12 protein-coding genes, 1 tRNA gene, 2 pseudogenes and 1 riboswitch are annotated in these 14,430 nt (G+C 66.2%); of the genes and pseudogenes, 8 read left to right on the forward strand and 7 right to left on the reverse strand.

What is annotated here, in order from left to right; translation table 11 throughout:
* Positions 1-29 precede the first annotated feature (29 nt).
* Positions 30-151: riboswitch (yybP-ykoY riboswitch) on the forward strand.
* Between the two features lie 94 nt (positions 152-245).
* The gene (locus WS96_RS27425) at positions 246-818 is read left to right on the forward strand and encodes a TMEM165/GDT1 family protein (protein WP_034206691.1); all 573 of its coding nucleotides are present in this window, start codon (positions 246-248) and stop codon (positions 816-818) included.
* Between the two features lie 96 nt (positions 819-914).
* Here the strand turns inward: WS96_RS27425 and WS96_RS27430 are convergent, their stop codons facing one another.
* On the reverse strand, positions 915-1,622 hold the full coding sequence (locus WS96_RS27430; RefSeq protein ID WP_059836820.1) for a DUF4136 domain-containing protein: 708 nt from the start codon (positions 1,620-1,622) through the stop codon (positions 915-917).
* Between the two features lie 187 nt (positions 1,623-1,809).
* Here WS96_RS27430 and pepN point away from each other — a divergent pair, with 187 nt between their 5' ends.
* The 4 genes from pepN to WS96_RS27455 all read left to right on the forward strand — a co-directional run bounded on the left by pepN (position 1,810) and on the right by WS96_RS27455 (position 7,194).
* Positions 1,810-4,509: an aminopeptidase N gene (pepN, locus tag WS96_RS27435; protein WP_059836821.1), complete on the forward strand. Its 2,700-nt coding sequence runs from the start codon at positions 1,810-1,812 to the stop codon at positions 4,507-4,509.
* A gap of 282 nt (positions 4,510-4,791) precedes the next feature.
* A complete protein-coding gene (locus WS96_RS27440; protein WP_006485729.1) occupies positions 4,792-5,805 on the forward strand; it encodes a class 1 fructose-bisphosphatase in 1,014 nt (337 codons plus the stop codon).
* 206 nt (positions 5,806-6,011) lie between these two features.
* Positions 6,012-6,087, forward strand: a tRNA-Thr gene (locus tag WS96_RS27445).
* An 852-nt stretch (positions 6,088-6,939) separates the two neighbouring features.
* Positions 6,940-7,194, forward strand: coding sequence for a GlsB/YeaQ/YmgE family stress response membrane protein (locus WS96_RS27455; RefSeq protein WP_006476609.1), 255 nt, complete (start codon positions 6,940-6,942; stop codon positions 7,192-7,194).
* 79 nt (positions 7,195-7,273) lie between these two features.
* On the opposite strand, the pseudogene WS96_RS34935 reads toward WS96_RS27455, so the two are convergent.
* The 4 genes and pseudogenes from WS96_RS34935 to WS96_RS27470 all read right to left on the reverse strand — a co-directional run.
* Positions 7,274-7,404, reverse strand: a pseudogene (locus WS96_RS34935) (TlpA family protein disulfide reductase); the annotation flags it as partial.
* A pseudogene (locus WS96_RS34650) lies at positions 7,384-7,778 on the reverse strand (exo-alpha-sialidase); the annotation flags it as partial. The pseudogenes WS96_RS34650 and WS96_RS34935, both read right to left, overlap by 21 nt.
* Positions 7,766-10,129, reverse strand: coding sequence for a TonB-dependent receptor (locus WS96_RS27465; RefSeq protein WP_059836827.1), 2,364 nt, complete (start codon positions 10,127-10,129; stop codon positions 7,766-7,768). The gene WS96_RS27465 and the pseudogene WS96_RS34650, both read right to left, overlap by 13 nt.
* 128 nt (positions 10,130-10,257) lie before the next feature.
* Positions 10,258-10,647 (reverse strand): DUF2946 domain-containing protein, encoded by a 390-nt coding sequence (locus WS96_RS27470; RefSeq protein WP_059836828.1) that lies wholly within the window; start codon positions 10,645-10,647, stop codon positions 10,258-10,260.
* A gap of 198 nt (positions 10,648-10,845) precedes the next feature.
* On the opposite strand from WS96_RS27470, the gene WS96_RS34165 reads away from it, so the two are divergent.
* Together WS96_RS34165 and WS96_RS27475 are read left to right on the forward strand one after the other, a co-directional pair.
* A complete protein-coding gene (locus tag WS96_RS34165) occupies positions 10,846-10,992 on the forward strand; it encodes a hypothetical protein (protein WP_006476612.1) in 147 nt (48 codons plus the stop codon).
* A 223-nt stretch (positions 10,993-11,215) separates the two neighbouring features.
* Positions 11,216-11,809 carry a chorismate mutase gene (locus tag WS96_RS27475; RefSeq protein WP_059836830.1) on the forward strand — a complete coding sequence of 198 codons (594 nt, stop codon included), beginning with the start codon at positions 11,216-11,218 and terminating at the stop codon, positions 11,807-11,809.
* Between the two features lie 102 nt (positions 11,810-11,911).
* On the opposite strand, the gene WS96_RS27480 is transcribed toward WS96_RS27475, so the two are convergent.
* Together WS96_RS27480 and WS96_RS27485 are read right to left on the reverse strand one after the other, a co-directional pair.
* The gene (locus WS96_RS27480; protein WP_059836832.1) at positions 11,912-13,039 is read right to left on the reverse strand and encodes an exonuclease domain-containing protein; all 1,128 of its coding nucleotides are present in this window, start codon (positions 13,037-13,039) and stop codon (positions 11,912-11,914) included.
* 141 nt (positions 13,040-13,180) lie between these two features.
* Positions 13,181-13,384, reverse strand: a complete 204-nt coding sequence (locus WS96_RS27485) for a cold-shock protein (RefSeq protein ID WP_027783827.1) — start codon at positions 13,382-13,384, stop codon at positions 13,181-13,183.
* Between the two features lie 393 nt (positions 13,385-13,777).
* On the opposite strand from WS96_RS27485, the gene WS96_RS27490 reads away from it, so the two are divergent.
* Positions 13,778-14,044 carry a hypothetical protein gene (locus WS96_RS27490; protein WP_034206682.1) on the forward strand — a complete coding sequence of 89 codons (267 nt, stop codon included), beginning with the start codon at positions 13,778-13,780 and terminating at the stop codon, positions 14,042-14,044.
* Positions 14,045-14,430 lie beyond the last annotated feature (386 nt).

A 14,430-nucleotide genomic window follows, 5' to 3' on the forward strand; every position in this document is an offset into this window, starting at 1 on the left:
TTCCCGCGTGCAATGCGCCGTGCTAGAATTCGCCGCTCATTGGGGAGTAGCCGCTCCGCTCGATGTCCCGCACCACCGGCGCGCATCGTGACGGAGGCGTCCGTCAACAGACTTGGCCGTTCGGCCATGGCGGACGCAGCCACGTTGGCCTGGCGAGACCGATGGTTCACAGTGCGCCGCATCAGGGCCCGGCGCGCGGTGGATCGTCGCTCGCACGCACAACAACGGCCCGTGGAACCCCATTCGTGTCTCAAGCCTTCCTGATCTCCACCGGCGCCGTCGCCCTCGCTGAAATCGGCGACAAGACCCAACTGCTTTCCCTCGTTCTGGCCGCGCGCTATCGCAAGCCGATACCGATCATTCTCGGCGTGCTCGTCGCGACGCTCGTGAATCACGGGTTCGCCGGCGCGCTCGGCGAATGGCTGGGTGTACTCGTCACGCCGTCGATCATGCGTTGGGCGCTCGCGTTCTCGTTCATCGCGATGGGGCTGTGGATTCTCGTGCCGGACAAGCTCGACGAGAACGAAGCCAATGCGACCCGCTCGCGGCTCGGCGTGTTCGGCGCGACGCTCGTCGCGTTCTTCCTCGCGGAAATGGGCGACAAGACGCAGATCGCGACCGTTGCGCTGGCCGCGCGCTTCCAGGATTACATCGGCGTCGTGGCCGGCACGACGTTCGGGATGATGCTCGCGAACGTGCCGGCGATCCTGCTCGGCGACCGCTTCGCGCACCGTCTGCCGACGAAGCTCGTGCACGGCATCGCGGCCGTGCTGTTCGTCGTGCTCGGCGCGCTGGCGCTGCTGGGTATCGGGATCTGACGGAAAGGCCGGTAGCCGGCGCGGCCGGGCGCCTGGGTCTGACGGAAAGGCAGGTAGCCGGCGCGGCCGGCCGGCCGCGCCACGATGGATGCGGGGTTACTTCGCGACGGTCGCGCCCGCCGGCGGCGCGGCCGGTACCGCGCGCTCGTTGGCGGCCGGTGCCGCCGGCCCGCCGCGCTTGTCGACCGGCAGCCGGACCGAGCGGACCGCCCCGTTCGACAACGGGAAATCGGCGAGCGCGCTGCGCGCGAGGAACGGCATCGCGTACAGCAGCGTGCCGTTGTCGCCGGTCGTGCGCGCGGACACGTTGTAGACCTCCTTGCCCGTCGCGCGCTCGGTGATGCGGATGCCGAGCACGTAGTCGAACACCTGGTACGTCTGCGCGACGTAACCGGCCGGCATCGGCCCCCAGGGACCCCACGGGCCCCAGGGATTCCACGGCCCGCGCCGCCAGTACGGCCCGGGCGCGAACCACGGATCGTAGTAGACCGGCTGCGGCACCGTCACGAGATCGCTGCCGACCGCATAGGTCAGCCCGACGAGATAGCGCGCCTGCGACTGCGGCACCTGCCGGAACGCATACGCGGACAGCTCGTTCGCGACGATCGGCTCGTAGGTCGACTGCTCGATGCTGTTCTTCTGCGCGTCCGTGCGCGTGAACGCATAGGTGCGCGTCGCGTCGCTGCCGCTCCAGTCGGAGAAGGCCGTGACCTGGGTGGTCACGTAGCTGGTGCAGCCGGTCAGCAGTGCGACGCACAGCGCCGCCGCCCAGCCCGCACCGCGGAAAATCCATTCGCGTTTCATGATGATCCTCGTCGATCCGTCACCCGTTCGTCGCACCGCGCGAACCACAACGGGATGCCGATAATACGCGGACTCCCGGGATCGGTAAAAAGTTCGCCCGACACGCAGCCGCCAGCCTTTGTACAATGGCCCGGTTCGCCTGGCCCGCGCGACGGGCCCGTCCCCCACTCCACCGATCTCGACGACCATGTCCGACAACGCCTCCTCCACCGTGATCCGCCGCGCCGACTACACGCCGCCGGCCTTCCTCATCGATTCCGTTGCTCTCGAATTCGACCTCGCGCCGGCCCGCACGGTCGTCAGGAATACGATGCGCGTACGCCGCAATCCGGATGCCGCGCCCGCACCGCATCTGGAACTGATGGGCGAGGCGCTCGAATTCCTCGGCGCGCGGCTGGATGGCGCACCGCACGGCGCGGTGCGCGCGCACGAACACGGCCTGACGGTCGAGAACGTGCCCGACGCGTTCGAGCTGACGCTCGAAAGCGCGTGCGCCCCCGATCAGAATACGACGCTGTCGGGCCTTTACGTGTCGAGCGGCAACTTCTTCACGCAGTGCGAAGCCGAAGGCTTTCGCCGCATCACCTACTTCCTCGACCGCCCCGACGTGATGGCGTCGTACACCGTCACGCTGCGTGCCGACAAGGCCGCGTACCCGGTGCTGCTGTCGAACGGCAACCTCGTCGATTCGGGCGACCTGCCCGACGGCCGCCACTTCGCGAAATGGGAAGACCCGTTCCGCAAGCCGAGCTACCTGTTCGCGCTGGTCGCGGGCAAGCTCGTCGCGATCGAGGAAACGATCACGACCGGCTCCGGCAAGGAAAAACTGCTGCAGGTATGGGTCGAACCGGCCGATCTCGACAAGACGCGTCACGCAATGGACTCGCTGATCCACTCGATCCGCTGGGACGAAAAGCGCTTCGGCCTCGAGCTCGATCTCGATCGCTTCATGATCGTCGCGGTCGGCGATTTCAACATGGGCGCGATGGAAAACAAGGGGCTCAACATCTTCAACACGAAGTATGTGCTGGCGAACCCCGAGACCGCGACCGACACCGATTTCGCGAACATCGAGTCGGTGGTCGGCCACGAGTACTTCCACAACTGGACCGGCAACCGCGTGACCTGCCGCGACTGGTTCCAGTTGAGCCTGAAGGAAGGCCTGACGGTGTTCCGCGACCAGGAATTCTCGGCCGACATGGCCGCGGGCGACGACGTCGAATCGGCGGCCCGCGCGGTGAAGCGCATCGAGGACGTGCGCGTGCTGCGCCAACTCCAGTTCGCCGAGGATGCCGGCCCGATGGCGCACCCGGTGCGCCCGGAGAGCTACGTCGAGATCAACAACTTCTACACGATGACGGTCTACGAGAAAGGCTCGGAAGTCGTGCGGATGTACCAGACGCTGTTCGGCCGCGACGGCTTCCGCAAGGGGATGGATCTCTACTTCAAGCGCCACGACGGCCACGCGGTGACCTGCGACGACTTCCGCCTCGCGATGGCCGACGCGAACGGGCGCGACCTCGCGCAATTCGAGCGCTGGTACAGCCAGGCCGGCACGCCGCGCGTGTCGGTGCGCACCGCGTACGACGCGGCCGCGCGCCGCTATACGATCACCCTCGCGCAAGGCTACGGCGACGCGTCGCCGGCCGCGCGCGAAACGCAGCAGGGGCCGCTGCTGATCCCGTTCGCCGTCGGGCTGATCGGCCGCGACGGCCGCGACCTGCCGCTGCGTCTCGACGGCGAAGCCGCCACATCGGGCACGACGCGCGTGCTCGAGTTCACCGATACCGAGCAGACCTTCACCTTCGTCGACGTGCCGGAAGCGCCGCTGCCGTCGCTGCTGCGCAACTTCTCGTCGCCGGTGATCGTCGAGTACGACTACAGCGACGACGATCTCGCGTTCCTGCTCGCGCACGACAGCGATCCGTTCAACCGCTGGGAGGCCGGCCAGCGCCTCGCGACGCGCGCGCTGCTGACGCTCGCCGCGCGTGCCGCCGCCGATGCGCCGCTCGCGCTCGGCGAGAATTTCGTCGCCGCGTTCCGCCGCGTGCTGACCGATGAAAGCCTGTCTCCGGCGTTCCGCGAACTCGCGCTGACGCTGCCGTCGGAAACCTATCTCGCCGACCAGATGGCCGAGGCCGACCCCGCCGCCGTGCATCGCGCGCGCCAGTTCGTGCGCCGCCAGCTCGCGAGCGCGCTACGCGCCGACTGGCTCGCCGCGTACGAACGGCACCAGACGCCCGGCGCCTACGAACCGACGCCGGAAGCCTCGGGCCGCCGCGCGCTGAAGAACCTCGCGCTCGCGTATCTCGCCGAACTCGACGATCCGGCCGATGCCGTGCGCCTCGCCACGGCCCAGTACGACGCGGCGAACAACATGACCGATCGCGCGGCTGCGCTCGGCGCGCTGCTGTCCGCGGCCGCCGCGGGCGCGGGCGCGAACGGGCCGGCCGAGCACGCGCTCGACGACTTCTACCGTCGCTTCGAGAAGGAAGCGCTCGTGATCGACAAGTGGTTCGCGATGCAGGCGGCGCAACGCGGCACGCCCGCGCAGCCGACGCTCGCGAAGGTGCGCAAGCTGCTCGCGCACCCCGCGTTCAACCTGAAGAATCCGAACCGTGCGCGTTCGCTGATCTTCAGCTTCTGCGCGGCCAACCCCGCGCAATTCCATGCGGCGGACGGTTCGGGCTACGCGTTCTGGGCCGAACAGGTGCTCGCGCTCGATGCGATCAACCCGCAGGTCGCGGCACGTCTCGCGCGCTCGCTCGAACTGTGGCGCCGCTTCACGCCGACGCTGCGCGACCGGATGCGCGAAGCGCTGGAACAGGTCGCCGCCAGCGCGAAATCGCGTGACGTGCGCGAGATCGTCGAGAAGGCGCTCGCGTAAGTCACGCGATCGCCCTGTCGCGTCAGCGCGATCGAGCCGGCGCCCGCTGACGCGGCGCCGGCTTTTTTATTGCGCGGGCACGGCTGTAATCGCCCGCACGCGCGGGGTCGGACCGCGCGGCGCACCTGCGTCGCGATGCGCGCCCCGCCCGTCACCGCCACCCGACTCCGGCCCGACCCGGCGGCCCGGCCATGTAACCGGACGAAAAAAGCCGGCGGCACCGGAGGCGCGACGGGTAAAATTGCGGCCATTCAAGGATTCTTTGGCCTTTCGGAGTCTGTCATGTCCATTGCCCGCCGCACCACGCTGTCGAAGTTCCTGATCGAACAGCAACGTGAGACCAACAACCTCCCCGCCGACCTGCGCCTGCTGATCGAAGTCGTCGCCCGCGCGTGCAAGGCGATCAGCTACAACGTGTCCAAGGGCGCGCTCGGCGAGGCGCTCGGCACCGCCGGCAGCGAGAACGTCCAGGGCGAAGTGCAGAAGAAGCTCGACATCCTGTCGAACGAAATCCTGCTCGACGCGAACGAATGGGGCGGCAACCTCGCCGCGATGGCGTCGGAGGAAATGGAAACGTTCTTCCCGATCCCGGCGAACTACCCGCGCGGCGAATACCTGCTCGTGTTCGATCCGCTCGACGGCTCGTCGAACATCGACGTGAACGTGTCGATCGGCACGATCTTCTCGGTACTGCGCTGCCCGGACGGCAAGCAGGCAACCGAAGAATCGTTCCTGCAGCCCGGCACGCAGCAAGTCGCGGCCGGCTACGCCGTCTACGGCCCGCAGACGGTGTTCGTGCTGACGACCGGCAACGGCGTGAACTGCTTCACGCTCGATCGCGAAGTCGGCTCGTGGGTGCTCACGCAGAGCAACATGCAGATCCCGGCCGACACGCGCGAATACGCGATCAACGCATCGAACGCCCGCCACTGGTACGACCCGGTCAAGCGCTACGTCGACGAGCTGAACGCCGGCAAGGACGGCCCGCGCGGCGACAATTTCAACATGCGCTGGATCGCGTCGATGGTGGCCGACGTGCACCGGATCCTGAATCGCGGCGGCATCTTCATGTACCCGGCCGACAAGCGCACGCCCGATCGTCCGGGCAAGCTGCGCCTGATGTACGAAGCGAACCCGATGTCGTTCATCGTCGAACAGGCGGGCGGCGCCGCGACGACCGGCACGCAGCGCATCATGGAAGTGCAACCGACCGGCCTGCACCAGCGCGTGCCCGTGTTCCTGGGCTCGAAGAACGAAGTCGAGCGCGTGACCGGCTATCACGACGAAGCAAAATAATTGCACTGCAGCACTGGACGGAGGCGCGAGACATCAGTACAATCGCGCCTTCGCGATGTGGCCCTAACGGGTCGCGTCGCAGTGAAGTGAAAGCGGAAAGTCCGCCGGATTGAGGGTTTCGCGAAGCAGCCGCAGCAAGCTGAAAAAAATTCGCAAAACCTATTGCCAAGATCGCGGATTTCACCATATAATTTCATTTCTCTGCTGCCGGTGTAGCTCAGTTGGTAGAGCAGCGCATTCGTAATGCGAAGGTCGTAGGTTCGACTCCTATCTCCGGCACCAAGACATAAAGGCCTGACAAGCATCGCTTGTCAGGCCTTTTCTCTTTTCCGGCGCCGAAATCCCGAAGTCGTTCGACGACGCACCGCCCGATCGCCGATCGCGCCGCACGCGATCGCATACGCGTTCGGCAACCGCCGCGCACGCTGCTTTGCTCGTCGCCGATCGTCGCACCAGCCGTTCCCCGCGCAATCTCGCCGACACATCGGCACGACGTTTCCACGCACGCGACGGCTACCCGCGATCGCATCGCACGCGGTGCGCAGCGCACGGCCTGCATGGCGACGACGGCCAGATCGACGACCTCCACGGCGCACGCACCGGCACCGTCCATCCCGGGCTCGGCCGCTGGCACGACGCACGCACCGACAACATGGCCGCCACGGTCGATCTCCCGCTCCATCACATACCGTGACCGAAGCCTGTCCTTCAGGATACCGAACGATGACGGACATCGGATACGCCCGCCCTACACCGATCCGCGCCACACGACGCCCTGGATCGGCGATGCGACGCACCGTGCTGCCTCACCCGTTTTGCACTGCTTTCGATCGAGGCGATCGACGACGCGCGACCGTCACGCACTGATCGCCGACGCAGCCGATAGACTCCAGCGGCAGCCAATTCTTACAAATTCATTTCGCCAAACCTGAGTGTGCACGGATCGTGCCGTACGCAGACAAATCCCCCTGGCAAATCTGCTTAAGGGTGCATAACATTACTTAACGATCCTGACCCGTCTATCGCGTTACATTGCGTGGGCGGCGCGGCGGTCGCAGTCGCTTTCAATCGGCTTTTCGGCGTGCGGCAGCCGACGCGCGGTCATTTCGACTCAACCCCAAGGAGAGGACCACCATGACTCATGGCTTGATTATGTGGCTCATCATCGGCGCGATCGCCGGCTGGCTTGCCGGCTTGCTCGTGAAGGGCGGCGGCTTCGGGCTGATCGTCGACATCATCGTCGGCATCGTCGGCGCGGTGATCGGCGGCTGGCTTGCCGGACTGCTCGGCATCAGCATCGGCAGCGGCTTCATCGGCTCGGTGATCGTCGCGGTCATCGGCGCGGTGATCCTGCTGTTCGTGATCCGGCTATTCAGGCGAGCGGCCTGACGTTTCTCTCCACGCGCCTTCGGGCGCGTTTTCGCATCGGGCCGGCGCGCGGCCGGTTCGCCGCGCGCCGCCGGCTTGGTCGGCGCTTCGCGTACGGCAACCAGCCGTCGAGCACGTCGGCCGTCAGCAATCCGCTGCGCGCTTCGCGCGCCCACCTTCGCGCCCGATCCATACGGTGCGCGACATCTCCCCTCTCCATCCCGCATCGAACGACATCGACCACGACACGCATACCGCGCGCCCGGCCGGGCTCGTCGCGAGCCTCGGGCGATTGTCGGCGCGCGTGCAGATCCGCTCCGGTACCGCGTAGACGGTGACGGGCACGGACAGCGTGCGGCCCGCATCGTCGCCAGGGTCGACGACATGCGCGCCGCCGACCCAAGCAACCCACAGCAAGCGCCGCGCGTCGAACGCGGCGCCGGTCGCGAGCGGCTGCTTCCTGCGCGGACGCAGCCCGATGCTCATATGCGCGACGAGCGTCTCGGCGGCCTCGGCCCACCGCACGCATCGTGCGCGCCGGCGGGCGACGACAGGTTCGCGAACGGCGGCGCACGGTCTGCCGCGAACGATTTCACAGCGACCATTTCAGCTCTCCATAGAAAGTACGGCCCGGATACGGGTGGAACGTGTAGTAGCGGCGGTCCGTCAGGTTGTCGATGCCGGCCGACGCGCTCCAGTGACGATCGAAGCGGTAGCGCGCCTTCAGATCGACGACCGTGAACGAACTCGTCCCGCCGTAGACGTCCGGATTCACGTCGCTGTTGTCGAGTGTGTTGAACTGGCGTCCCGAATAGCGCACGCCGACGCTCGCGAGCCAGTGCTCGTCGAAGCGATACGACGCGAGCAGGTTCGCGCGCATGCGCGGAATGCGCGGGAAACGCGAACCGACGTAGGCCGGGTTCGCCGCATCGGCGAGAATCTGCGCGTTGCTCGCCGACACGTTCGCATCGACGTTGAACCCGCGCAGCCCGACGTTCTCGCCGCTGAACGCGAGTTCGACACCGCGTACGCGTACGCGGTCGACGTTCGAGATGTTCGTGACGGTCGTGGCGCCCGACACCGTCGTCTGGCTGTAGATCGAATCGCGCAGGTCGCTCTGGAACACGCTGGCGCGCACGACGCCGACGCCCACGTCGCGCTCGGCGGTGAAATCCCAGTCGATCGCCTTTTCCGGCCGCAGGTTCGGGTTGTTGTTGACGATCGCGTTGTTCGAAATCGTGCCCTGGAACAGCTCGCCGACCGTCGGGAATCGCGTGCCCGTCGCGAACGACAGCCGGAAGCGCCAGACCTCGGTCGCGTCCCACTGCAGCGCGACTTTCGGCGACAGCGCATTCGCGCTGCGGTCCGCATAGCCGAGCGTGCCGCTCGCATTGCCGAGCGCGCCGCCGTATGCATCCCAGCGCTCGTAGCGCAGCCCGAGCGTCGCCAGCCAACCCGGCGCGAAGCGCCACGCGTCCTGCCCGAACAGCGCCTGCGCGCGCGTGTCGCCGCGATAGACGCTCGCGAGCGACGTGGTCGGTCCGGCCAGCCAGTCGGCCGTGTTGTACGTGACGTTGCGCAGGAAGTAGTTGTCGTAGTGATAGCCGAACGTGAACGCATGCCCCTTCACTTCGGGCGCCTCCGCCTTCAGGTCGAGCGTGCGCCAGCCGGTGCCGTCGCCCTGGAACAGCGTGCCGGCGCCGCCCTGCACGGTCGAGGCCGCGCGCAGCACGTCGCGCGAGACGTCGTACGCGGACACGACGCCCGACAGCCGCCAGCCGGAATCGAGCCGGCCGTTCAGCCCGAGCGCATACAGCCAGTTCTCCTGGTCGCCGCGCTGCGGCGCGAACGCGTTCGGCGCGACGGTCATGTTCCGGCCGCCGATCGACACGTTGCCGCCGTAGACCGGATGGCCGGCCGCATCGCGCAAGAAGGTCTCGCCGTGCTGCCGGTAATGGTTCTCCCAATGCCCGAGCGTCAGCGTCGCGTCGACACGTTCGGTGAACGCATAGCCCATCCGGACCGTCTCGTTGAGCTGCTCGGTTCGCTCGATCGTCTGTGCGCCGACGATCGTCCGCGGCTTGCCGTTGGGTCCGATGTCGGTCGCGGCGCCCGTCACGGGCACGGCGGCGCCCAGTTTCGGGTTGTAGGCCGAATTGGGGCTCGCATACTGCATCGGCTGGCCGTCGTTCTCCAACCGGTCGAGCGACAGCGCGAACCAGAACCGGCCGACGCGGTTCGCGATTCGCGCGGTCTGGTGATTGCCGCCGAAGCTGTCCGCGAACCCGTAGCCGTCGTGGTAGCGCTGCGTAAAGAACTGCGTCGACAGCGACGCCTCGAGCCGCTCCGGGCGGCGCGTAGTGAGCAGCACGGTCGAGCCGATCGCATTGCCCGGATACAGCGCGGAAAAAGGGCCATAGAGCACGTCGACGCGCGCGATGTCGTCGGGCGGAATCAGCGACCAGCGCGGCGGGTACGCATAGCTCGACCCGAGCAGGTTCGACAGCAGCACGCCGTCGGCATAGACGAGCCCGCGCGCGCTCTGCAATTCGTTGAAGTCGCGGCCTGCGAATACGCTGTTGCGGTCGCCGATGTAGCGCTTGCGGACCATCAGGTTCGGTGCGTACTTCAGCGCGTCCTCGGTGGTGACGTTGGTGTGCGCATCGATCTGCTCGCGCGTGATCGACGTGACGACGACCGGCGTATCCGGGTCGACCGGTTGCCGTTGCGCGGTCACGCTGACGGCGGTCAGCGTGTCGCCGGCCGGCGCGGCCGACGCAGCGACGCCGGCGGCACCCGGCGCAGCGGTGGCGAGATGACCGACGCCACCGCTGCGGGCGGCCTCGGCGCGTCCATCATCCATCGAAGCCGCGTGAGCGGCCGGCCATGCGAAAGCGGCCGCGCATGCGAGCGCGAGCCGGCCGCGCGACGGCCGCGCGGCAAGAGTAGACGACATGAGTGAATTCCTGAAAACGTGATCGGACGCCGCCGGACACGAGCGCGCGAGCCGCGCACGAACGGCGCGACACGCGGACCCGGGCCGCGGGCGGCTCGCGCGCCACCGGCGCGCGCGGACGACATCAATCAGACCGGAACGTTTTCAGGCGGGGCGCGCGGCTGCGCGAGACGGATGCCCTTGCGGGGCACATCGGGAACGATCGGCGCGGCTACCCGATACGCGAACGTGCGCACGAAGCCCGGTATCGCGGGCAGGCTCGTACCCAGCGCGACGTTCGCCGCGAAGCCGGGGCAGTACACGCAATGCGGGACGCCGGCATGGTCGAACGACGACGTGTCGCGGTCGTCGCCCGCTTGCGCGAGCACGACCTGACGCGCGCCCGCTGCACTGCACAATTCGAGCGTGAGCGCGCCGGAGCCGCTCGACGCGAGACGCGCGTAGCCGACGACGGGCGACAGTACGTTCAGTACCAGCGCCAGCCATACGAGGCCGATCCATCGCGTCGTTCGTCTCATCGCGGTCCAGGAAAAAGTGCGCGCAAGTATAACAAGCAGCCCGATTGTTGCCGATCGTGCAGCGTGCAATACCGGGGATCGCAGCGCGCGCCGGAACGCATGTGCCGTTAATACAACAGAGACAAAATCTAACGATTCGCCGCTGGCATAAATCCGAGCGCGAGGTTGATAATCATTGCACCTGCTGGAGAAACGATCATGGACGAAAGACCAACTCGCATGCCACCGCCGGAGCAAGTGATGAGCCCGGATCCGGAACCTGTCGGCGTGGAATTTCTCGCCGAATTGCCCGAGCACGTTCGGGCGTTCTTCGACGAGCAGCACAAGCTGTACGCGCCGAAGTGAACGTCAGTTCGGTTCTGTAACCGCCACGTGTCGATCATCGCTATCGTGCGGTTCATTCGTGCGCTTCGCGCGCAATTCGCCTCGCACCCGGGCCGCAACAGCCTGACGGTGCCGGATCGGCTCGCCTGCTGATTCTGCTGTCGCGACGCTACGCCGCGCGACTGTCTTCGTCTATCCTTCTGGTTTTCCACGTCCGGCCCGCCCGGCCCTCCCGATCGCTCCGATGAAGCAAGCCATTCGTGCCAGCCTCGCTGTCGCCGTGCTCGGCGTCGCCCTCTTTTCGTCTCCTCACATCGCTCGCGCCGACGGCGACGACACCGCCCTCACCAACGTCGTGGCGCTCGCGTCGCAGCGCCTCGCGCTCGCCGAACCGGTCGCGCGATGGAAATGGGCGAATCACAAGGCCATCGAGGACCGGCCGCGCGAAGCGGCATTGCTCACCGCAGTCGAAAAACGCGCCGTACAGGCCGGCGTCGATCCCGCATTCGCCCGCACGTTCTTCGAGGATCAGATCACCGCAAGCAAGGACGTGCAGAACGCACTGTTCGCGACCTGGCGCACGACGCGGCCGCCGGAAGGCACGCCGCCCGATCTCGCGACCAGCACGCGCCCGGCACTCGATCGGCTGACGCAGAAAATGCTCGCCGGTCTCGCGCAGGTCGCCCCGCTGCGCGATGCGCCCGACTGCCAGGCGCGGCTCGCGCGCAGCATCGCAAACTGGAAGACGCTCACGCGCTACGATTCCACGCAGACGCAGGCACTCGATACCGCGCTGTCGCATGTCTGCGCCGCCGGCGGGGCCAGCGCGATCGGCTGACGCGGCGGGCGCGGATCGCGCCGTGACGCTTGCATGTTCAAGCCTGACCAGTGCGATAAAGACTGAACGTAACCCAGACTAGACCGTGCAGTTGTCGGGTACTCAGTCCGCCGGCGTCAGCGCCATGAGCGGAATCACCTGCAACCCGCGCGCGAGATGCGTCTGCAGCAGGCGATGGGTGAAGGGTTCGAACGCGCCGCCCGCCGCGTCGGCCACAAGCCGTGCGGCTGCATCGAGCGATTCCGCCGAACCGAGATAGCACCAGCCGTCGATCACATGAAACAGGCGACGCTCGCCGCTCGCCTCGAACGCGACCGCGCCTTCGAACGGCCAGGGCGCTCCACCGCCGCGAGCGCCGTCGGCCGCCGGGCGCCGGTTGTACGACGGGCGCAAGCGGGCGATCCATTGCGCTTCGGCAAGCATCGCCCCCAGTTCGTTGCCGGTCTCGCGCCATTCGACGCGGCGCACCTGCTGCGCCAGCCGCATTTCCTTCGACGAGCGGCGCTCGCCGGTCAACAGCGCGCGCAGCCGCTGCCGTACGCGCACGCTACGGCCGACATACAGCGCTTCGTCACGCTCGCCGAAGAGCGCATACGCGCCACACCCTGCCGGCGCGGTATCTAGCCAGGCCTCGGTCAGGTCGCCGCCCAGACGGAAGTGGCGGGTCGTCCGCGCGATCTGGTCGCGCAGCCGCTCGAGCGGCACGATGTCGTGCAGTTGGCGCCAGAACTGCCAGAGCAGGTCGGCATCGGCCAGCGCCCGGTGGCGCGCGGCCGGAACGAGCCCATGCCGCTCGATCAACGCATCGAGCCCGTGCCGCGATTCGCGTGGAAACAGCGCGCGCGACAGCCGCACCGTGCACAGCACATCGGGATTGAACGCCAGGCCGGCACGCTCGAACTCGGCGCGCAGGAAACCGCGGTCGAAGCTCGCGTTGTGCGCGACGAACAGCTTGCCGTCGAGCCGCTCGAACAGCGCCGGCGCGAGCGACGCGAACGTCGGCGCATCGCGCACCATCGCGTCCGAGATGCCCGTCAGTTGCTGGATGAAGGGCGGAATCGCCTGCCCCGGATTGACGAGGCTCGTCCACGTCGACACGCCGAGCGGTCCGATTTCGACCACGCCGATTTCGGTGATCCGGTGGTCGGCGGGCGAACCGCCGGTGGTTTCAAGGTCGACGAAGACGAGCGGCTGCTCGCTGGCGGGATCGGACGGACGGGAATCGGACATGAAAAGGCAGGGAAACGATGCTTCCATGAGTATGCACCGGCATGCGTACTCGCGGCCAGCCCGGATCGGCTCGTTCCGTCCCCGGAAAACAAAAAACCCCCGCGATGCGGGGGCCGGACGTGATCGGCAATGCGAGGCGCGTCAGACCGCCTGGATATTCGCCGCCTGCTTGCCTTTCGGCCCGACTTTGACCTCGAACGAAACACGCTGGTTTTCCTTCAGCGTCTTGAAGCCGTCCATCCGGATTTCGGAAAAGTGCGCAAACAAATCTTCACCGCCATTGTCCGACGTAATAAAGCCAAAACCTTTAGCATCGTTAAACCATTTCACGATACCGGTATCCATGTCTTCGTTCCCCACTCGATAAGATCAAAAAAGCTATTTTTATAGCCGTTTCCCGAAATCCCGAAACATCGCGCCAGCACCCGTACCAGCGCTCCGCCCGAGGACGGAGTGCTGACTTTATAAATTGGACGATCCGGGCGCGTCAAGAAAATTTTTAGCGAACGCTTTCTCCAAAAGACACTAATACCACTGGAATCGGTACACCGTCGCCTTTAATTAATTGATGCGCATCAAAAACCTGTCAATATTACCGGGACCGGATCGTCATTAATCCGGAGCGTGAAATTCCTACCGGGGACAAATCGATTCGGTAAAATCCTCGGGTTTTTTCCGGGTTGCGGAAATCCGGGGACGTTGCGATCCTGAATCAACGCCGAAAGGAAGGAGAGGGTCATGTGGTTGGACGGAATCATGCGCTTCGCGAGCCGGCTCGGGCGCGTACGTCGCAAGTCCCGCGCCCTGGCCGAGTCCGCGCGCGAAGCGCCGTGCGATACCGAATTCGATACGACGTGGCACGGCGATCACTGGCAGAACCTGCTCGCATCGCCTCTGGATGCCCGTCACTACGTGATGGAAGACTGGACCTACACGCCGCCGCCGATCGAAGCAGAAGACGCCGCGCCTGCGGGCAAGCGCAAGCGCCGCTCGTACACGCCGTAGCGCGCCGGGCAGCGGGCAAAAAAAAAGCGCGACTGGGAAGTCGCGCCGACAAAGGTTTGGAGATCTTTTCCGTCAACGAAAAAGTCTGCTTCGGAAAGCAGAGATCGCAGTATAGCGAGAGAACTACCTTTCATTATCCATGCTCCACACAAACCTCTATTGCCGATGTGTCAATAATCGCGCTATAGCGGCCCCCGCCCGCCACTGACCGTCTGTCGCAATCACGCAACGCCCGCTCGGCAGTCCTGATTGTTATTTCTCTTCGCTGCACCGCCACAAACCCTTGCTGGGCAACCGTTTGCGCGGTTTTTCCGATTTTTGCGAATTCCAAAATATATTATTTCTTAAAGCGTAAGACACCCCTGCTCCGCACACTCCGTACACTG

This window comes from Burkholderia sp. MSMB1835 (assembly GCF_001526365.1).
Taxonomy (GTDB): Bacteria; Pseudomonadota; Gammaproteobacteria; order Burkholderiales; family Burkholderiaceae; genus Burkholderia.